At 35.3% G+C, this 19,061-nt stretch carries 18 protein-coding genes; 2 read left to right on the top strand and 16 right to left on the bottom strand.

Features of this window, described 5'->3' with window-relative positions; translation table 11 throughout:
* Positions 1–76: 76 nt before the first annotated feature.
* From ACGHIY_RS04445 to ACGHIY_RS04435, 3 genes are read right to left on the bottom strand one after another with little or no spacing between them, the layout of a single operon-like run.
* Positions 77–871, bottom strand: coding sequence for an RNA methyltransferase (locus ACGHIY_RS04445; protein ID WP_349234007.1), 795 nt, complete (start codon positions 869–871; stop codon positions 77–79).
* A gap of 1 nt (position 872) precedes the next feature.
* The gene (locus ACGHIY_RS04440) at positions 873–2,618 is read right to left on the bottom strand and encodes an ABC transporter ATP-binding protein (RefSeq protein ID WP_390525750.1); all 1,746 of its coding nucleotides are present in this window, start codon (positions 2,616–2,618) and stop codon (positions 873–875) included.
* Positions 2,605–4,332 (bottom strand): ABC transporter ATP-binding protein, encoded by a 1,728-nt coding sequence (locus ACGHIY_RS04435; RefSeq protein WP_390525749.1) that lies wholly within the window; start codon positions 4,330–4,332, stop codon positions 2,605–2,607. The genes ACGHIY_RS04440 and ACGHIY_RS04435 overlap by 14 nt, the downstream gene beginning before the upstream one ends.
* Before the next feature lie 411 nt (positions 4,333–4,743).
* On the opposite strand from ACGHIY_RS04435, the gene tpx reads away from it, so the two are divergent.
* Together tpx and ACGHIY_RS04425 are read left to right on the top strand one after the other, a co-directional pair.
* Positions 4,744–5,259 (top strand): thiol peroxidase, encoded by a 516-nt coding sequence (tpx, locus tag ACGHIY_RS04430; protein ID WP_311573651.1) that lies wholly within the window; start codon positions 4,744–4,746, stop codon positions 5,257–5,259.
* A gap of 104 nt (positions 5,260–5,363) precedes the next feature.
* Positions 5,364–5,759 carry a phosphate-starvation-inducible protein PsiE gene (locus ACGHIY_RS04425; RefSeq protein WP_311573649.1) on the top strand — a complete coding sequence of 132 codons (396 nt, stop codon included), beginning with the start codon at positions 5,364–5,366 and terminating at the stop codon, positions 5,757–5,759.
* 80 nt (positions 5,760–5,839) lie between these two features.
* Here the strand turns inward: ACGHIY_RS04425 and ACGHIY_RS04420 are convergent, their stop codons facing one another.
* From ACGHIY_RS04420 to hemW, 13 genes are all read right to left on the bottom strand, one after another.
* Positions 5,840–7,744: a glutamine synthetase gene (locus ACGHIY_RS04420; protein WP_311573648.1), complete on the bottom strand. Its 1,905-nt coding sequence runs from the start codon at positions 7,742–7,744 to the stop codon at positions 5,840–5,842.
* A gap of 236 nt (positions 7,745–7,980) precedes the next feature.
* On the bottom strand, positions 7,981–8,424 hold the full coding sequence (locus ACGHIY_RS04415; protein ID WP_311573646.1) for a GatB/YqeY domain-containing protein: 444 nt from the start codon (positions 8,422–8,424) through the stop codon (positions 7,981–7,983).
* Positions 8,425–8,506: 82 nt separating this feature from the next.
* Entirely contained in the window at positions 8,507–8,686 is a 180-nt protein-coding gene (rpsU, locus tag ACGHIY_RS04410; protein WP_004695751.1) for a 30S ribosomal protein S21, read from the bottom strand.
* Between the two features lie 157 nt (positions 8,687–8,843).
* Positions 8,844–9,188: a histidine triad nucleotide-binding protein gene (locus ACGHIY_RS04405; protein WP_004695748.1), complete on the bottom strand. Its 345-nt coding sequence runs from the start codon at positions 9,186–9,188 to the stop codon at positions 8,844–8,846.
* A gap of 11 nt (positions 9,189–9,199) precedes the next feature.
* Positions 9,200–10,495, bottom strand: a complete 1,296-nt coding sequence (gene mtaB, locus ACGHIY_RS04400; RefSeq protein ID WP_004695745.1) for a tRNA (N(6)-L-threonylcarbamoyladenosine(37)-C(2))-methylthiotransferase MtaB — start codon at positions 10,493–10,495, stop codon at positions 9,200–9,202.
* Between the two features lie 24 nt (positions 10,496–10,519).
* On the bottom strand, positions 10,520–11,251 hold the full coding sequence (locus tag ACGHIY_RS04395; RefSeq protein WP_311573644.1) for an RsmE family RNA methyltransferase: 732 nt from the start codon (positions 11,249–11,251) through the stop codon (positions 10,520–10,522).
* Positions 11,248–12,111, bottom strand: coding sequence for a 50S ribosomal protein L11 methyltransferase (locus ACGHIY_RS04390; RefSeq protein ID WP_008713878.1), 864 nt, complete (start codon positions 12,109–12,111; stop codon positions 11,248–11,250). The genes ACGHIY_RS04395 and ACGHIY_RS04390 overlap by 4 nt, the downstream gene beginning before the upstream one ends.
* A 55-nt stretch (positions 12,112–12,166) precedes the next feature.
* A complete protein-coding gene (gene dnaJ / locus ACGHIY_RS04385) occupies positions 12,167–13,324 on the bottom strand; it encodes a molecular chaperone DnaJ (RefSeq protein ID WP_390525748.1) in 1,158 nt (385 codons plus the stop codon).
* Between the two features lie 16 nt (positions 13,325–13,340).
* The gene (gene dnaK / locus ACGHIY_RS04380; RefSeq protein ID WP_390525747.1) at positions 13,341–15,182 is read right to left on the bottom strand and encodes a molecular chaperone DnaK; all 1,842 of its coding nucleotides are present in this window, start codon (positions 15,180–15,182) and stop codon (positions 13,341–13,343) included.
* Between the two features lie 27 nt (positions 15,183–15,209).
* A complete protein-coding gene (gene grpE, locus ACGHIY_RS04375; protein WP_021148128.1) occupies positions 15,210–15,755 on the bottom strand; it encodes a nucleotide exchange factor GrpE in 546 nt (181 codons plus the stop codon).
* Positions 15,755–16,783, bottom strand: coding sequence for a heat-inducible transcriptional repressor HrcA (gene hrcA, locus ACGHIY_RS04370; RefSeq protein WP_077708392.1), 1,029 nt, complete (start codon positions 16,781–16,783; stop codon positions 15,755–15,757). Before hrcA ends, grpE begins: the two co-directional genes overlap by 1 nt.
* Positions 16,784–17,190: 407 nt before the next feature.
* The gene (locus tag ACGHIY_RS04365) at positions 17,191–17,793 is read right to left on the bottom strand and encodes a nitrite and sulphite reductase 4Fe-4S domain protein (RefSeq protein WP_004697060.1); all 603 of its coding nucleotides are present in this window, start codon (positions 17,791–17,793) and stop codon (positions 17,191–17,193) included.
* 81 nt (positions 17,794–17,874) lie between these two features.
* Positions 17,875–19,059 (bottom strand): radical SAM family heme chaperone HemW, encoded by a 1,185-nt coding sequence (gene hemW / locus ACGHIY_RS04360; protein WP_287531158.1) that lies wholly within the window; start codon positions 19,057–19,059, stop codon positions 17,875–17,877.
* Positions 19,060–19,061 lie beyond the last annotated feature (2 nt).

Below are 19,061 nucleotides of genomic sequence, written 5' to 3'. Positions count from 1 at the left end.
AATCAATACAAAAGCCCTCTACTTGTTTACTAGTAGAGGACTTTTTATAAGGTCATAAAATTTTATCATATATATACTAAGGCATTAATTGTTCTTGTACTTTATACATACATAATGCAGCAGCTACGCTTACATTTAAGGATTCCATATCACCATACATAGGAATCATAATACGATTTGTACATAGATTCATAACCCCTGGTGTTACACCATTTCCTTCGTTTCCTAATACTAGCATAGTTCGCTTAGCATAACTTACAGTATGATAAGGATTGGAATGTTCTAAAGCTGTTACATAGCTAGTCATATTAGACTCGGTTACCATATCATGTAACAGAGATAACGTAATGTCTTCATATAAAGGTATTTTATGTAAGGCGCTCATGGTACTGCGGACTGTCTTGTCATTAAAAGGGTCCACAGTTCCTTTCATCAAAAATATCCCTTTAACACCTGCTGCAACAGCAGTACGAATAATGGTACCTAGATTGCCGGGATCTTGAACACCATCTAATGTAATATATAAACCATCCACAATAGAAATTGATTCAATATCATATGTAGGCTTTGATACAATAGCAACTACACCTTGTCCATTTACGGTATTATCTACTTTATCAAACACTGGATCTTGTGCGATATATTTAGGTACAGATTGAACAGTATCTAAGTCTAATAAATCTAATATATTTTTATCTTGCGCTTTAGATTCACGTATAACGATTGTTTTTACTGCACCCATAGCTGCAATATCTCGAATAGAGCGAATGCCTTCAACGATGTACTCTCCATTTTTTTGGCGATTTTTACGTTGCCTTAATGAGATAATTCGCTTAATCGTTTTATTATCTTTAGATTGGATAAATTCCATACTAACTCCCACTGTGTTGATTATTCCATAGATTATAAAAGGCCCCTTTTAAGTTGATAAGCTCATTAAAAGATCCTTTTTCTATTATTTTACCATATTCCATATACACTATTTTATTGGCATCTTCTACTGTTGAAAGACGATGAGCAATACTTACGATTGTTTTACTACCTCGAATATTTTCAATACTTGCTTGAATTTGCTTCTCCGTATGACTATCGATATTAGCCGTTGCTTCATCTAGCAATAGAATTGGTGTTTTTTTAATCAAGGTACGGCCAAAAGCCAATAATTGTTTTTGCCCATCAGATAATAAGGAGCCTAAATAACCAACCGGTGTATCATACCCTTCCGGAAGTTGTTCAATCATAGAATCCAAATTAACTTGTTTTACTGCATTGATCATTTCCTCATTAGAAATTGATGTATCAAAAAGTGTTAAGTTATCTCTAATGGAACCCTTAAATAGATAAGCTTGCTGAAAAACATATCCCATTAAATGACGAAGCACAGAACTATCATATTGGGCAATATTTATACCGTTAATATAGATAGCCCCTCTTGTTGGTTTGTAGATTCCCATCAACAATGATAAAAGTGTTGATTTACCACTACCAGAAGGACCTACAATACCTATGAATTCTCCAGCTTTAATAGTGAATGTAAAGTCCTCTAGCGCATAAACGTCGTTATTTTCATAGGAAAACCATACATGCTCGAATTCAATAGTCTCTATATGTTTAAATTCATCAGGAACTTCATTAGCCATCTGACGCTCTTCTTCCTCTAATAAGGGAACTAATCTTTCAGCACCAGCTAATGCGCTTTGTAGAGAGTTATATTTATCTGCAATTTCCTTTAATGGTTGGAAGAATCGGTCCATATATTGTATAAAGGCAAATACTGTACCAGCATCAGCTACGGAGTCTATTAAATTCGTAGTTGTAAAAATAACAATTAGCGCAACAAAGAATAGACCATCTACGAGCGGTCTAAAAATAGAAAATGTGGTAACCTCAAAAAGACCTGCTTCTAAGAAACCTTTATTAACAGTATTATAACGTTCCTCAATTGCTCTTTCGCCACCATAGGATTTTACGATTACAATATAATTTAACAGTTCCTTGATGCTTGCATTAGAAGCAGCTACAGAACGTCTTACCTGACGGAATGCTTTGCGAGAAAACTTTTGAAACACCCAAATAATTCCACCCATTATAGGTAGTAAAATTGTCATGATTATTGCTAAAGGTACATTAATGGCATACATAAATCCTAATATACCAATAATCATTAAACCGCTACTTGCCAAATTCAGAATTACATCTGTATATAATGTACGTAATGACTCTACATCATTAGTAATGCGAGTTACCCAATTCCCAATTGGCAACTTATAAAATTCATCATGTGGTTTATTAAGAATCTTTTGGAATATAATACTACGAATATTATAGATAATTTTTTGACCAAAACTTTTTAAAAAGTAATTCTCTACAAAAATAAATAAAACACTACCAATGATAGTAAGGCCATACATTAGAGCATAATATTCAATAACAGCGATATCATTAGTGGCAAATCCAAGATCGATAACTTGCTTAGTTAAATATGGGCGTAAAAGTAATAGTACTAAATTTCCTGCGAGCGCAACCGTTGCTAAAAATAGAATACCTAAATAAGGCTTAATGTAGCCAGTTATATAGGAGAATAGAGCCCAGTCATTTCTTAGATCACGCTTCTTCATGATGGCCCCCTCCATTCTGCGCTTCATATAAGGTACGGTATAAACCATTGTTACCTAATAATTCTTCATGAGTACCTTCTTCTACGATACGCCCCTCATCAAATACTAGTATTTTATCTGCTTTCTCTACAACCTCTAATCGTTGTGAAATACATAGAATCGTCTGATCTTTTACATTATGTAATGAATTTAATATGGTTGTAACTGTTACTGCATCTAAAGCGGAAAAACAATCATCTAGTAATACATATGGCGCATTTTTATAAAAGCCGCGAGCCATATTGATTCGCTGCTTCTGTCCACCTGATAAATCATGACCTTCTTCAGCAAGCTCATGTAAATCATCGTTTAACAAATCGCCTAAATCTCTATATAAGTCTGCCTTTTGTGCTGCCAACTCTACAGTTTCATGCATGGATAAAGCTTTACCAAATTTAATATTATCAGCAATGGTCGTACTTAATAGGTAAGATTGTGTCGGCACATAAGCAATTGAGTTTCTAAGCTTTGATAAAGAAACAGTAGCTAAATCTTGACTGCCAAAATAAATAGATTTTTCCGGACACTCTTGTAATCCAATAAGCAATTTAAACAATGTACTTTTGCCAGAACCGGGTTTACCAACTAAACCAATAAAAGAACCTTTTGGTATTGTCGTTGTCAACTGAGATAATGCATGCCCTTTAGAGTTTTCATAAGTAAAATCTAAGTATCGAATATGAATATCCTCAAGCGGCAGTACTTCATCGGTATCATCTATTGTTTCTGTAGGCAAATGTAAGAAGTCCATGATACGATCTAAAGAAGCAAGACCTTTTTGTACAATAGAAATAAGGCCACCAAACCCTATTAAAGGTCCCACAATTAACATTATGAATGAATTAATAGTAACAAATTCGCCTATAGTCATTTTGCCTTCTACAGCTAAATGTCCACAAATAAAAATACTAATACTGATACAAATAAAGGGTGCAATTCTTGTCAACGGTGTTAATATTGCATCTAGTAGTGCAACATCCATATTCTTCTTATAATTAAGTTTATTTATTTTTTCAAAAGAATTAGAGATAATGCTTTCACGATTAAAAGCGCGAATAACATCCATCCCTTGAAATAACTCTTGTCCAAACTCTGTTAAATCGCTATAAGTAGCTTGTGCACTACGTTGTTTAATACGTAGCTTTCTGCCTAGTACAAATATAGCCACAATAATTAAGAATACAGGTGTCATAATTTTAAAAGCTAATACAGTATTAATCTTTTGAATTAAAATTATGGAACCCACAATGGAATAGAAAATAATATCCACTATAATCATTACACCTAGACCAAGGGCAACACGTAGCGATGTTACATCGTTAGTCATGAGCGCCATAACCTTACCAGGTCCATTAGCCTCATAGTACGTTGTTTTTACTTGTAATGCTTTACTACACAAAATCTCACGAAAAAGATACTCCATGCGACGAATAGAGCCTAATAGGGTTCTGCGTGAGATAACTTTTAAAATAGTGATAATAATAAATAATAAAATGAAATAAAAAATATAAGTGACTAACCCTTTCTTATTATTGCTCAACGTATCTATAGCATTACCAATAAATTGAGGAACAAATAAAAAAGCCACATCAATTGCCATCAACATAGTTAAGCCAATGGCATAGATCCAGCCTTCACGCCGGAAAAACTGCATAAATAAATCTATTGGTTTCATAGGTCCTCTCTAACATATCCTATTAAGTCTAATCAAAATCATTGCCTATATAATTACTAGTATCATTATATTGTAAATGAATTTAAATCAATACTGTAAAAGCTAAATCAACAAATTTTATTACGTTAACTTTTCTCTTTATAGTATACACATTTTTTATGATACATTAATACACCTATACGTATAACAGTTAGATTAAATATTTTATTACAGTAGTAGTTCTATTTCATCAATATTAATATTAGTTAAATGGCCTCTTTAAATTTTTACAGTAATCAATCGTAACGATCTTTTTAATTAATACTATATCGAATTTTTTAGTTTACTTATGGTAATGTAAATGTTATACTATGCATATAAAGAAATTATATTTTACATAATTAGAATTAAAACTCTTAGGAGGAATACAACATGGAAAAACGTACTGGCGTAGTAACATTTGCAGGTGGCCCTATCACATTAGTTGGCCCAGAAATTAAAGTAGGTCAACAAGCTCCAGACTTCACTGTATTGAGCAATGACTTGCAAGCTAAAACTTTAAAAGACTTCGAAGGTAAAGTAAAAGTTATCTCCGTTGTTCCTTCCCTTGATACAGGTGTTTGTGATGCTCAAACTCGTTGGTTCAACCAAGATGCAACAGCACTTTCCGAAGATGTAGTCGTATTGACAATTTCTATGGACTTACCATTCGCTCAAAAACGTTGGTGTGGTGCTGCAGGCGTAGATAAAGTTATTACTTTGTCTGACCACAAAGATGCTTCCTTCGGTGAAAACTATGGTTTCTTGATTGAAGAGCTTCGTCTTTTAACTCGTGGCGTTGTAGTAATCAACAAAGATAACAAAGTAACTTATGTTGAATATGTACCTGAAGTAACTCAAGCAGTTAACTTCGATGCTGCATTAGAAGCTATTAAAGTTGATATCTAATCTTAAGATTTTTGCTAATAGCTTAATATAAAGGTAAAAAGACCGTACGGTGTACGGTCTTTTTATATGTCCTATAGTAATTTATTATTTTAATTGGAGCATGTATGTGGATTCGTATTTCTCAGCTTATATTAACCATTAAAAATATTGCACTTATTGGTGTTGGCATTGGTTTATGCATTGCTTTAATCAATAGTCTAGTAAATTTTGGTTTTATTGCATGGGCCAATATTCAAGGCTATAGTACTTATTCTTTATTGATTGAAGAGATAATTACCTTCTTTCTTTACTTTGAATTTATTGCACTCATAATTAAGTACTTTAAGAATAATTTCCATTTTCCTCTTGATTTCTTCTTATATATTGGTATTACCGCCATTGTTCGTTTACTAATTATCGATCATGAATCAGCTTTGAACATGTTATTATGGTCTATTTCCATTTTAGTTCTAGTTTGTTGTTTAGTACTAGTAGAAACATTTCTTAATAACAAATCCTAATAGCATAAAAGAGACCCTACATATCAGTAGAGTCTCTTTTATTTTAAAACTTTTACGTTTTAACACTATCAACTAGCATCTTAGAAGATATTTTTAGCGTAGTTAGCGTATTTAGCTTCTAATTCTTCCATTTTATCATTCATTTCGATTTGTAATTGGGATGCTAAATCATATTCACCATCATTAAGTGCATCAATTAAACGAGTGAATAAGGATTTACGATCATCACTATCTTTAGCAAGGTAGAAACGTAAGTCATTAACTTCTGCAAAGCGTTTATCATCTACACTATTTCGGCTGTCAGTATGAATTGCAACCATGCTACGAACTGTATCCAAATTGTTTGGGATTAAGCGGTTGGCCAATACTAGTTTCCAGCGTTTAAGAATGGACGCAATAAAAGAGTCCATTAAATCTCTAGCAAATGCATTGCCTTGAGCCAATGTTTCTACTAATTCAGGATTATTTTGGTAACCCTTTATATTTTCCCATACAGTAGCTGGAGCAACACCAAACATTTGATTACGTTCTTCTTGTGTGAAATCATCAAACACATCTTTTTCAGTACGGTATGCACGATTTGTAGCAAGATAATCAGATGTTTCACCTACTTCTTTGGAAAGCTCTGCTTCCAATTGAGCTTGTGTTTTACCAGATGTAATGGCATATTTCATACCATCAAATGCAGAGATAAAGATCAATGCTAAAGCAGTATATGTATTGGTGTAAGGATTTGGAGAACGCAATTCATAACGTGTCGCCATAGGATTATCGATATCTCGAATTAAACCGCAAAGGATTGTACGGTTACGGCTAGGTTCAGATGGATCAGTACCTAAAGATGTAACAATACATACTGGCGCTTCAAACCCAGGTTTTAAACGGTTTAAAGAATCTGTTGTAGAGCTGATGAATGGATTAATGGCTTCATAGTGTTTTAAAAGTCCCATAATTGCACCAATGCCTAAAGAGCTAGCAGATTCTTTACGCATATCTTCTGGGCTAAATAAGTTAACAACTTTACCAGATTTTAATTTAGCCATAACACCAAAATGAGTATGTTCACCAGAACCAGCTACACCAATTATTGGTTTTGCATTAAATGTTACATCAAGACCATTTTCACGGAATACTTCACGAACAATGATACGAGCTTGTAATTCATTATCTGCTGTTTGTAATGGATTATTTGAGAATTTCCAGTCGATTTCTAATTGTTCTAATACAACTGCTTCATGACCATCTTCATCAAGTTTAGCTTTAACGCCACCTACTTCTTTATGACCCATTTCAGCAACCATACCATATCTATCAAGACGTTCAACAGCTTGTTCTAATGCAGTGCGAACTGTACCATGAGTACGTTGCCAGTATTGTTCTTGTAATTTTTGGGATACGGATAATTCTTTTTTTGTAACTGTTCTAGATGGAGTTTTTACCCAGAATTCTAGTTCTGTTGCAGATGTGAAAATGATATCTACAACTTCATCAGCTTTCACATGCGGCATACCAGGTAAGCCATGTTCTTTAATCAAAGCCAATAATTCAGCACGAACATAGTCGCAGCTGCGTTTTAAAATAGAACGAGAATCTACATAGCGATAGTTATGCATCAAGAATGCAGGAATACGAAGTGTACCAGTTGGTAAGCCTGTAACAGGATCAATATTTTCGTAGTTGTAATCAACAAACCAGTTTACACTTGGATCGCCCCACATATCTACACGAGCATTATTTAATGTAGCAATATTTGTAAGTACTACAGAGGAACCATCTGTTTGAACAGCACGACCTTCAAAGAAAGATTCGTAGTCATCGAAGAATGCTGACATAGGAATCTTTTCATCAGTATCATTACCTGCTAAGTCAATACCTACAAGAGATACGAACTTGATTTCAGGATGTTGTTCTAATAATGCAAGAACGCCTTCTTTCCCATATTGACCCGCCGGAATGTAATATAATAATTCGTTAGTTGTCGACATATTTGTTCCTCCTAAAAGAAAAAGACTCCAACAAATAAATATATAAATCTATATATCTAAAGTGGAGTCTTCGTTGACCAATTATTTTATTGAGTTCATATTATCATATGTTGAAAATATATGTCAATAACTTTCTATAGAATTTCATTATTCTTTTAAAGTTACATCTAACACATCCAATACTATCAACTTTAATCAATAACTGTATATAGAATGGTCGTTGATATTACTATATATTATCCAAGTAATTCTTTAACAATATTATTGACGACCTTACCATCTGCACGCCCTTTTGTTTTTGGCATTACATGTTTCATAACATTGCCCATATTTACATTATCACCACATGCAACAATGGCTTCTTGTACAATTGTACGAATTTCATCTTCTTTCAATTGCTCTGGTAAGTATTTTTGCAATACAGCCATTTCTTCTTTTACATGACTAATTAAGTCCTCACGTCCCGCTTTTTCAAATTCTGTTAAGGAATCTTGACGAGTTTTCATTTCCTTAGCTAAAATGCCAAGAATGCCAGCATCATCTAACTCAATTTTGTCATTGATTTCTGTATTTTTTATGGCACTATTGACCATACGAATTACAGATAACGCTGTTTTACCTTCTTCACGAGCTTTCATAGCTGCTTTCATATCTTCCTTTAATTGATCTTTTAAACTCATATTTCCTCCTTATGTATATAATAAAGAAACCCTAATTCTGGATTTCATAAAGCCATGAAAAGGCAGAATTAGGGTAATCATCTTATGCTCTGAATTTGCGTTTTCTTGCTGCTTCAGATTTTTTCTTTCTTTTTACGCTTGGTTTTTCATAGTGTTCGCGTTTTCTTACTTCAGACAAAACACCCGCTTTTTGGCAGGAGCGTTTGAATCGACGAAGAGCACTTTCAAGCGTTTCGTTTTTACCGACTTTGATTTCAGACATCTATATCCCTCCCTCCAAAAATAATCTCGGGAAGTGCTGATAATTTACATACGCACATATAATATTATATGTATAGGTATAGATGTTGTCAATATTTTCAAGTATATTTTATAGGTTTTTTAATGAGTATTATAAAAAGAATGCATAATACTCAAAATTAGGCTTCTGGCCAGCCCATTTCTTCTCCACCTAAAAGGTGTGCATGCATATGGAATACAGTTTGGCCTGCTTTTTCACCAGTATTAAAAATTAAACGATATCCATCTTTAGAGATACCAAGCTCTTTTGCTACATCACGAACAAATGGCAGTAACCCTTCAACATAATCTGCATTCTTTTCATTAAGATGTGCAATATTAGACACGTGATTTTTAGGTACGATTAATACATGAACTTTTTTTACAGGTTGAATATCATAAAAAGCATAGAATTTATCATTTTCTAACACTTTTTTAGACGGAATTTCACCATTGATAATTTTGCAAAAAATGCAGTCACTCATAATCTAACTCCTTACTCAATAATTAAATAATTATCTTCTAAACCTACAACAGTTCCACCAACGAGATCACCAATTTTACGTGTCCCATCAGACTTAACTTTACCATTTATATATTCATTTGTTAAGCCCATGTAGTATCCATTCTCTTCCTTTTCGATGAGAATCTCACCAGGCTTACCAATGCGAGATTTTGCGTATCTTTCATAACCAGATTGGCTAAGACCATTTAAAAGTGCTACACGAGTCTTCTTAACAGCTTCTGGTACTTGATCCGCCATGGTGGCTGCAGGTGTACCCTCACGAATGGAGTATGGGAAGGCATGAATGTGCGTAAATCCAATTTCACGTACTGTATTCAATGTTTCTTCGAAGTCTTCATCAGTTTCTTGAGGGAAACCAGCAATAATATCAGTTGTAATCGATAAATCTTTAATACGAGAACGTAAACTTGTAATTAAATCTTTATATTCTTGTAATGTATAATGGCGTTTCATCAACTTTAATACATGGTCAGAACCTGCTTGTAACGGTAAATGTAAATGTGGACAAACACGTTTATTCGTAGCCATTAATTCTACTAACTCATCAGAAACCTCTACGGATTCAATGGACCCGAAACGTATGCGGTATAAATTAGGAATCTCTAATAAGGCTTTTACCACATCAGCTAATGTTGGACGACCTGGTAATTCGACACCGTAATTACCCAAATGTATACCAGTTAATACGATTTCATGAAATCCATGATCTACTAAACGTTTTGCCTCTTGTACAATATCATCAACTTTACGAGATTTTAATTTTCCTCGAGTATAAGGAATGATACAAAAGGCGCAATAGTTATTACAACCTTCTTGAATTTTCATGAACGCACGAGCTTTGTCAGATTCATTACCATATAACGGCATCTCCTCGAAGTTAGATTCCTTCATGATATCCCGAACAGCATTAATTTGTCGTTCTGTAGATTCTAATTGCTCTACTAATTCAACAATTTTGGATCGATTATTGGTACCAATAACGAGATTAACACCATCTATAGCGGCAATCGCATCTGGATCAAGCTGAGCATAACAACCAGTTACAATAACATAGGCATCTTCATTTTGACGTTTCGCCTTGCGGATTAATTGACGGGATTTCTTTTCCCCCATATTCGTTACAGAACAGGTATTAATTACATATATATCAGCTTTTTCATCGAAGTCTACCGCTTCGTAATTATTTTGTAAAAATAAACCTTTCATGGCATCTGTATCATATTGGTTTACGCGACACCCTAAGGTTGTAAAAGCAACGGTTTTCATTGCACCTCTCTATTCTTATTTAATTTATAATTCTAATTCATATTGAATCATCGCTAACGATCCAATAGCAGCAGTTTCAGCCCGCAAAATTGTATTTCCCAGCGATACTGATTTTCCACTATATTTTATAATAGCATTGATTTCCTTCTCTTGATAGCCCCCTTCAGGACCTATACAAATTAAAACATCAGTTACAGACTTATCGGAATGCAAAGTTTTAAGTACATCTTTGATAGTCTGCCCTGCTTCATTTTCATAGGCTACCAATTTCAACGCCTCAGATTCAATGTCTAATGCTTGTAAAAGCGTCTCTCCTACTACTAGTGTAGGCAAGTGATTTCGTCCACATTGTTGAGCTGCTTCTAGCATTATTTTTTCCCAACGATTTACTTTTGATTGAAGCTTTTTTTTATCATATTTAGCTACGCAGTTAGCTGTGGGCACAAGATAAATTGTATCCACATTTAACTCCGTCGCCTTTTGTAACACCCATTCTAGCTTTTCACCTTTTAATAATGATTGAACTAGAATAGTACGATACGATGCTAGATTTGCATCTACATATTCAATCAGTTTTGCTTGAGCTTTACCGTCTACTTCTGCTGTAATTTGATATGTACCACAACGATTGTCGCTGCCGGTTACAGTTATAGGCTTCTCCATATTATGGCGAAATACATGTAGTACATGATGGGTCACATCTTTTGGTAATTCTATTATTTCATCTAATGGTGTAGGAATAAAAATCTTTTTCATCGTTTTTCTAGCGCAAACGTATGCCAAGGCCCTGCAACGCGCTCCTCAATAATATGCCAATGAGCCTCAATATATGGCATGATTTCATCATAACGATCATCAATAATGCCACTAATAATCAAAATGCCCCTATCATCCAGTTTCTTACCAATTTGAGGTAATAGTATTTTAAGGGGATCCACTGTTAGATTAGCTAAAATTAATTGGGCAGTACCATTGAAATCACTATCCAAATTACCACAAATGATTTCAGCAGATACATGATTATTCTCACAGTTAATTCTAGCTTGATTTGCAGCATACTCTTCTATATCTATACCAACTAAATTTTTAATACCTAAATGGGCTGCTACTAATAAAAGAATACCTGTGCCAGTACCAATATCCAAACAAGTAACTGTATCAAGATCCATAGATTTACTATAGGATTTTAATAACTCTGCACAAGTCCGTGTCGTCTCATGAGACCCGGTACCAAAGGAAATATCTGAATCAATTTCAATAATAATTTTATTATCTACATTATTGTATTCCTGCCATGCTGGTTTAATGATTAAGTTAGGTAAAATTTCTGTAGGTTCAATATACTGTTGCCAAGAGTTTAACCAAGTTGACTCATCAAGAATATCTGTATCTATTGATATAACCTTGATATTGGCCTCAGTAAGCCGTTTTACTAAATCCGCCTTAATCATATTCATATCGAGTGATATATCAGCATACATAGTTAATTTTATTAAATTAGGCTGATTTTCAACATCTTCTTCTATAATTCCATTGTCTGCATAATCGTCAAAAAGAGTAGTCACCTCATCGGTGGCTACTCTTTCACAGACAATGGATACTTCTATCCATTGCATATATGCTCCTTTATAGGGAATGTGATGGAACAAACCATTCCTTCACATGAGCTGTTCATTTAGTCAAACAGTCCTTGATTTTTTCAAAGAGACTTTTGCTCACTTGTAAGTTATTTACATCTTCATTACTTTCATTTGCAAAGCGTAACAATAGCTCACGTTGAGTGTCTGTCAACTTCTTAGGCGTTTGGACGGTTACCACAATGTGTTGGTCACCCCTTTGGTTAGGGTTACGCAAATATGGTATACCTTTGCCCTTTACGCGGAATGCCGTTCCCGTTTGAGTACCTTCCGGAATCTTTAACTCTACTTTACCATCTAAAGTGTTAACTTGTATAGTCGCACCAAGAGCAGCTTGAGCAAAGCTAATATTTACACGGCTAATAACGTCATTACCATTTCGTTCAAATTCCTTGTGAGGACGAACAAAGATATATACATAGAGATCCCCTTTAGGACCGCCTAAAATACCAGGTTCCCCTTCATTGGCTACACGTAAACGAGATCCGCTATCTACACCAGCTGGAATTTTAATGGAAATCTTCCGTTTAGCCAACATTTCGCCAGTACCACGGCATTTAGAGCAAGGTTTTTCAATGCTTTTACCCGTACCATGACAGCGGGAACAAGTGCGAACGGACTGCATACGTCCAAATGGAGTATTTTGAATAACCGCTTCTTGACCAGAACCATGACAGTTTGGACAAGTATCGACACGAGAGCCTGGTTCACCACCAGTACCATGACAGTGATCACATTCTTCATGACGATGCACTTCAATTTCCATAGATTTACCAAAGGCTGCATCTTCAAAGGAAATATCGATATCTTCACGCAAGTCATTACCTTTTTGAGGGCCTTGTTGTTGGCGTCCACCACCAAACATGCCACCAAAAATGTCGCCAAAGATATCACTAAAGCCTCCAGCTTGACCACCAAAACCGCCAAAGCCACCTTGGAAACCACCGGCACCAGCGCCGCCTCCTTGTTTGAAGGCGTCGTGGCCGAATTGGTCATATTGAGCTTTTTTAGTTTCATCAGACAATACTTCGTAAGCTTCGTTAGCTTCTTTAAACTTTGCTTCCGCTTCCTTTGGATTATCTTTATTTACATCTGGATGGTATTGGCGTGCCTTTTTACGGAAGGCTTTTTTGATTTCATCTTGAGAGGCATTTTTACTAACCCCTAGGATGTCATAATAATCTCGTGCCATTCGTTACCAACCCTTCTTATTTCTTGTCATCATCCACTACTGTGTAATCAGCATCAACAACATTGTCATCAGCTTTTGTTTGTTGTTGACCTTGTTCAGCACCGCCAGCTGCTTGTTGAGCTTGTTGAGCTGCTGCATACATTTGTTCTGCTAATTTATGTAATGGTTGTTCCAAAGCTTCACTATCTTTTTTGATATCTTCGATATTGCCAGCTTCAATAGATTTTTTCAATTTATCTTTCGCTTCTTCTACTTCTTTCATCAAAGCAGCGTCGCCTTTACCTTCAAAGTCTTTCAATGCTTTCTCAGCTTGATATACTAGGGAGTCCGCATTATTTTTAATATCTAATTCTTCTTTTCTAGCTTTATCTTCCGCTGCATGAGCTTCAGCTTCTTTAACCATGCGATCAATTTCTTCTTCTTTCAAGCCGCTAGAAGAAGTAATGGTAATCTTTTGTTCCTTTTGAGTACCTAAATCTTTAGCTTTTACATGTACGATACCATTAGCATCGATGTCAAATGTTACTTCGATTTGAGGAACCCCACGAGGAGCAGCTGGGATACCATCCAAGTTGAAACGACCCAATGTTTTATTATCTGCTGCGAACTCACGTTCACCTTGCAATACATGGATATCTACAGATGGTTGGTTATCTGCGGCAGTGGAGAATACTTGAGATTTAGATGTAGGGATTGTAGTGTTACGATCGATAATACGTGTGAATACGCCACCCATTGTTTCGATACCAAGGGACAATGGCGTTACGTCAAGTAACAATACGTCTTTAACTTCACCTACTAATACGCCACCTTGAATAGCAGCACCAATAGCTACACATTCATCAGGGTTAACGTTTTTAGTTGGTTCTTTATCCAATACTTTTTTGATTGCTTCTTGTACAGCTGGGATACGGCTAGAACCACCAACTAACAATACTTTATCGATATCGGATGCAGATAAGCCAGCATCACTCATAGCTTTACGAGTAGGTTCTATAGTAGCTTGTACCAAATCAGCAGTTAATTCTTCAAATTTAGCACGAGTCAATGTTACATCCAAATGTTTAGGACCAGTAGCATCAGCTGTGATAAATGGCAAGTTGATATTTGTGCTAGCTACGCCAGACAACTCAATTTTTGCTTTTTCAGCAGCTTCTTTTAAACGTTGATCAGCTAATTTATCATTGGATAAATCGATACCAGTTTCTTTTTTGAATTCTTCGATAAGGTAGTTCATAATGCGTTGGTCGAAGTCATCCCCACCAAGGTGGTTATTACCAGATGTTGCCAATACTTCAAATACACCATCACCAAGTTCAAGGATAGATACGTCGAATGTACCACCACCAAGGTCAAATACAAGAACTTTACCATCTTCATCTTTATCTACACCATATGCAAGAGCAGCTGCTGTAGGTTCGTTGATGATACGAAGTACTTCAAGACCTGCAATGGCACCAGCGTCTTTTGTAGCTTGACGTTGAGCATCTGTAAAGTATGCTGGAACAGTAATAACAGCTTGTTTTACAGGTTCGCCCAAGTAAGCTTCTGCATCAGCTTTGATTTTTTGAAGAATCATTGCAGAAATTTCTTGAGGAGTATAAGATTTACCCTCTACAGTTACTTTGTAGTCTGTACCCATGTGACGTTTAATAGAAATGATTGTATTTTCTGGGTTGGATACAGCTTGACGTTTAGCCAATTGACCAACTAAACGTTCTCCATTTTTTGCAAACCCAACAACGGAAGGAGTTGTACGTGCACCTTCTTGATTTGTAATAACCGTAGGTTCGCCGCCTTCCATAACAGCAACACAAGAGTTTGTTGTCCCTAAATCAATACCAATTACCTTTGCCATAATATATACCTCCTAAAACTTTATAATCTATTCAACAACTTTTACCATTGCTGGACGTATACAACGACCATCAACAGTATAGCCAGTTTGCAAAACTTCACACACCGTATCGGATTCATATTCATCTGACGGTACACGCATAATCGCTTGATGGAAATTTGGATCAAATGGTTGACCCACAGCTTCAATAACAGCTAAACCATGTTTAGATAACATAGCCATCAAATTTTGATGAATCATAATGAATCCATCGAGGAATACTTTTGCTTCCCCTTCTGCAGGACTTTGAACGGCCCGTTCAAAGTTATCCAATACAGGAAGAAGGTCCGTTAATACATCCCCTTTTACATATCCAGCAAGTTGCTCTTTTTCTTGGTTAGTACGACGTTTGAAGTTTTCAAAGTCCGCTTGTAACCGTTTATATCGATTATCAAAGTCGGCTTTAAGTTCTTCTAACACTTGAGCAGCATCAGCCACAGCTTCTTCAGTTTTTTCAACAGTTAGTTCCTCTACATTCGTAGTATCCTCTGTTTCCTCCACTGTTTCTTGTTTAATGTCTTGTTCTTCAGCCATTATTTGCCCTTTCTGTTTTGTTCTTTTACCATAGTTTCCATTATATGTTTCATATGGGACAACATGCCGATGATACGTCCGTATTCCATCCGCGTTGGACCAAGAATAGCAAGAGTTCCGATAGGCTGATCTTGATTCGTAAAATCAGCTTGTACCACACTCATTGAATGTAGCGCTTCAGTTTCATTCTCAATACCAATCTTGACCTTAACAGGTGTTGGAGAATCATCTTTTAATAACTGTCCTAATTGATTTTGTTCTTCCACTAAGGAAAGCAAGGGTTGTACCTTCTCAACAGACTTAAACTCTGGTTGATTTAACAACTCTGTGGTACCTACCGAATAGAACAACTTACGTTTATTAATAGCTCGTAATAATGTCTCCGAAAGGATTAATAAAATTCCCTGCGGTCCTTCCATATGGACCAATATAGATCCTAAGGCCTCAGCCGTTACATGACCAATACTTACATTCTGTAGTGCATTGCTAAATTGTATGGCTAGACTTTGTAAAAGCTCTGGTGAAACACTTTCACCAAGGTACATCAACTCATTATCGAGTGCTCCTGTTTCAGTAATAACTACCATAATGGCTTGATGACTATCTAGCGGTAATACATGAATGTATTTGATTAATGCTCTATCATGGGCTGGTGCTAAGAATAAACTCATGCTATGACTTACCTGTGAAAGTAGTTTAGCCATATTTAGAAAGAGTTCACTCGTTGATCCATTGGAACGTTTCCATAACATTTCAATTTTTTCAGCATCCTGTAATGGAACAGGTTGTCGACTCAGCATAGAATCAACATATAAGCGATAGCCCTTAGCTGAAGGAATACGCCCAGCCGATGTATGAGGTTGCTCTAAATAGCCTAATTCCTCTAAATCGGACATTTCGTTCCGCACCGTAGCAGGACTGATGCCAAGATCATAATTTTTAGCAATCGTTCGAGATCCTACAGGTTCTGCGGACTTAACATAGTCTTCAATTATGGCTCGCAAGATGCGCTGTTTTCTTTCATCCATAATGACACCTCTTGTTAGCACTCATTAACTTTGAGTGCTAATCGCATGTATAATATTATCATATTCAAAAAAAATGTCAAGCAGAAAAATCCTTAAAAAGTCAAATAATATCTATTTAGTCAAAAAGACAATTCAATATTTTTAATTAATTGGTCAAAAAATCAAAGTGTAACAATAAGAAAACACTTATACTATCTACGTTTATGTCATATCCTAAAATTTAAATATTAGAATATATTGGTCTAATAAAATTTATATTATTAAAACCTGAAATAGTATAAGTGTTTATATTTGTAATAATTTTATTGTAATTCTATTGTTAATGGACTCTTAGTTAGAATACTTTTTGGGCCCTAACTATTTACAGACTAAAATCATAAATCAATAAGTACTAGAAATATAATAATTTATAGTTCTACACCTTCTAATGGATTACCAAGTCGTTCTAACAATTGTCCCATACGTTCACGAGGTTCCCCATGTTCCGCATACCAATCAATCAAAATGTCTACAGCTTTTTTAGATTGCTCAATAGTTAGTTTTCTTGCTAAAATTTTTCCTGCTTCTGGTCTCATGCCTGTATTACCGCCAACAGCCAACATAAAACCTTGCGATGTACCAATAAAAGCAATATCTTTCACCATCGCATCAGGGCAGTTACGTCCACATCCACTGATGCCAATCTTGCACTTATGAGATGTTTTTCGGCCGTAGTGTTTTCTCTCTACATAATCAGCCAATTCTTTAGTTTCCATTTGTCCATTTTTACAATGGCCTTTACCTACACAGGCAATTAAGGAATTAACACCTCTATGAATAACAGTTGTCACGCCATCAGGCAATTCAGAAATTAGCTGTTCCTTATCATCTTTTTCAATACCTGTAATTTGTATACCTGTTACAACATGGCGAAAGGATCCGCCATATTTTTCAGCAAGTTCTATGCATGCTTTCATTTGATCTAAAGTAAATTCATTATGTAAACCGTGTAATATTACAGATGTCTTCATCGTTCCTCCTCAAATCTAGCATGCTTATTCATCATCATCCTATTTATACTAACATATTAGATTTTGAGAAACTGTGAGAAATTACTCACGAATAAATTGACTAAATACATAGTTTCCATGCTTGGCACCTTCAGCGGTTAAATGATAACTTCCACTTTGATATTCTAATAGATCTTTACTAACTAAATCCTCTAAAGTAGTACCAAATAAATTATGGACAGATACGCCAAATTTATCTTCAAATTTTCGCTCATCAAGGCCCCATTTAGTGCGAAGAGCTAAAAAGCAAAAATCCTCTTGAGCTCGCTCTAAAGTAATCGTCTCCGTATCAATAGTAGGCATAATATATCTGTCAACAGATTGTATATAGGGCATTACATTACGATTATTACTACGGCGTACTCCGTCATAGAAGGAATGAGCACCAGCACCAAAGCCTAAATAATCTATATAGTGCCAATATTTTAAATTATGACGACTATAGGAATTAGCCTTGGCGAAATTTGAAATCTCATATCGTTCAAAGCCTAAATCTTTTAATCCTTCCATCATCGTATCATACATGGATTCATCAATGGTTTCACTAGGAATAGAAATAAGGTTCTTTTGTACTAAATGATATAGATACGTTCCTACCTCAACTTGAAGTCCATACGTTGAAATATGATTAATCGGTAAATCTTTTACAATATCTAAATTATGTTGAATATCCTCTAATGTTTGTCGTGGTAAACCATAAATCAAATCAATATTGATATCGGTAAAGCCCGCCTCTTTAGCATCATAAACGGCTTGTTTTGCCTGTTCCCCGTTGTGACTGCGATGAAGCAATGTAAGCGCCTTATCATCAAATGTTTGAACACCAAAGCTTATACGATTAAATCCTAGTTTAACAAGTTTCGTTAAATACGATAGATCTACTTCCCCAGGATTTGATTCAATAGTCATATGACAATCGTCAGAAATTGTAAAAGTATTTTTGATTTTATCAAGAATCATCTGTAGTTGTTGAATCGATAATTCTGTAGGCGTACCTCCACCAAAATAAATTGTATCAATAGCTTTAGATGTAGACTCTGGATGTTCAAAGACCCATAAATCGATTTCTTGAACTAAAGCATATACATAGGTTTCGTAATAATCTTGTAAATTTTGATAAGCAGGAAAATCACAATACATACATTTCTGTTTACAAAAAGGGATATGGACATACAGCCCCATATCCCTCAGCGTAGACAGATTCAGAATATCAGAATCTGTTTTCATTT

It is taken from the genome of Veillonella parvula (assembly GCF_042850485.1).
Lineage (GTDB): Bacteria > Bacillota > Negativicutes > Veillonellales > Veillonellaceae > Veillonella > Veillonella parvula_Q.
The sequence above is the reverse complement of the archived record's forward strand: the minus strand, read 5'-3'. Positions and strand labels throughout refer to the sequence as shown.

Excerpts from the sequence above, each read along its gene's own strand:
- ACGHIY_RS04445 (WP_349234007.1), bottom strand. The coding sequence starts at position 871 with ATGGAATTTATCCAATCTAAAGATAATAAAACGATTAAGCGAATTATC.
- ACGHIY_RS04440 (WP_390525750.1), bottom strand. The coding sequence starts at position 2,618 with ATGAAGAAGCGTGATCTAAGAAATGACTGGGCTCTATTCTCCTATATA.
- ACGHIY_RS04435 (WP_390525749.1), bottom strand. The coding sequence starts at position 4,332 with ATGAAACCAATAGATTTATTTATGCAGTTTTTCCGGCGTGAAGGCTGG.
- tpx (WP_311573651.1), top strand. The coding sequence starts at position 4,744 with ATGGAAAAACGTACTGGCGTAGTAACATTTGCAGGTGGCCCTATCACA.
- ACGHIY_RS04425 (WP_311573649.1), top strand. The coding sequence starts at position 5,364 with ATGTGGATTCGTATTTCTCAGCTTATATTAACCATTAAAAATATTGCA.
- ACGHIY_RS04420 (WP_311573648.1), bottom strand. The coding sequence starts at position 7,744 with ATGTCGACAACTAACGAATTATTATATTACATTCCGGCGGGTCAATAT.
- ACGHIY_RS04415 (WP_311573646.1), bottom strand. The coding sequence starts at position 8,424 with ATGAGTTTAAAAGATCAATTAAAGGAAGATATGAAAGCAGCTATGAAA.
- rpsU (WP_004695751.1), bottom strand. The coding sequence starts at position 8,686 with ATGTCTGAAATCAAAGTCGGTAAAAACGAAACGCTTGAAAGTGCTCTT.
- ACGHIY_RS04405 (WP_004695748.1), bottom strand. The coding sequence starts at position 9,188 with ATGAGTGACTGCATTTTTTGCAAAATTATCAATGGTGAAATTCCGTCT.
- mtaB (WP_004695745.1), bottom strand. The coding sequence starts at position 10,495 with ATGAAAACCGTTGCTTTTACAACCTTAGGGTGTCGCGTAAACCAATAT.
- ACGHIY_RS04395 (WP_311573644.1), bottom strand. The coding sequence starts at position 11,251 with ATGAAAAAGATTTTTATTCCTACACCATTAGATGAAATAATAGAATTA.
- ACGHIY_RS04390 (WP_008713878.1), bottom strand. The coding sequence starts at position 12,111 with ATGCAATGGATAGAAGTATCCATTGTCTGTGAAAGAGTAGCCACCGAT.
- dnaJ (WP_390525748.1), bottom strand. The coding sequence starts at position 13,324 with ATGGCACGAGATTATTATGACATCCTAGGGGTTAGTAAAAATGCCTCT.
- dnaK (WP_390525747.1), bottom strand. The coding sequence starts at position 15,182 with ATGGCAAAGGTAATTGGTATTGATTTAGGGACAACAAACTCTTGTGTT.
- grpE (WP_021148128.1), bottom strand. The coding sequence starts at position 15,755 with ATGGCTGAAGAACAAGACATTAAACAAGAAACAGTGGAGGAAACAGAG.
- hrcA (WP_077708392.1), bottom strand. The coding sequence starts at position 16,783 with ATGGATGAAAGAAAACAGCGCATCTTGCGAGCCATAATTGAAGACTAT.
- ACGHIY_RS04365 (WP_004697060.1), bottom strand. The coding sequence starts at position 17,793 with ATGAAGACATCTGTAATATTACACGGTTTACATAATGAATTTACTTTA.
- hemW (WP_287531158.1), bottom strand. The coding sequence starts at position 19,059 with ATGAAAACAGATTCTGATATTCTGAATCTGTCTACGCTGAGGGATATG.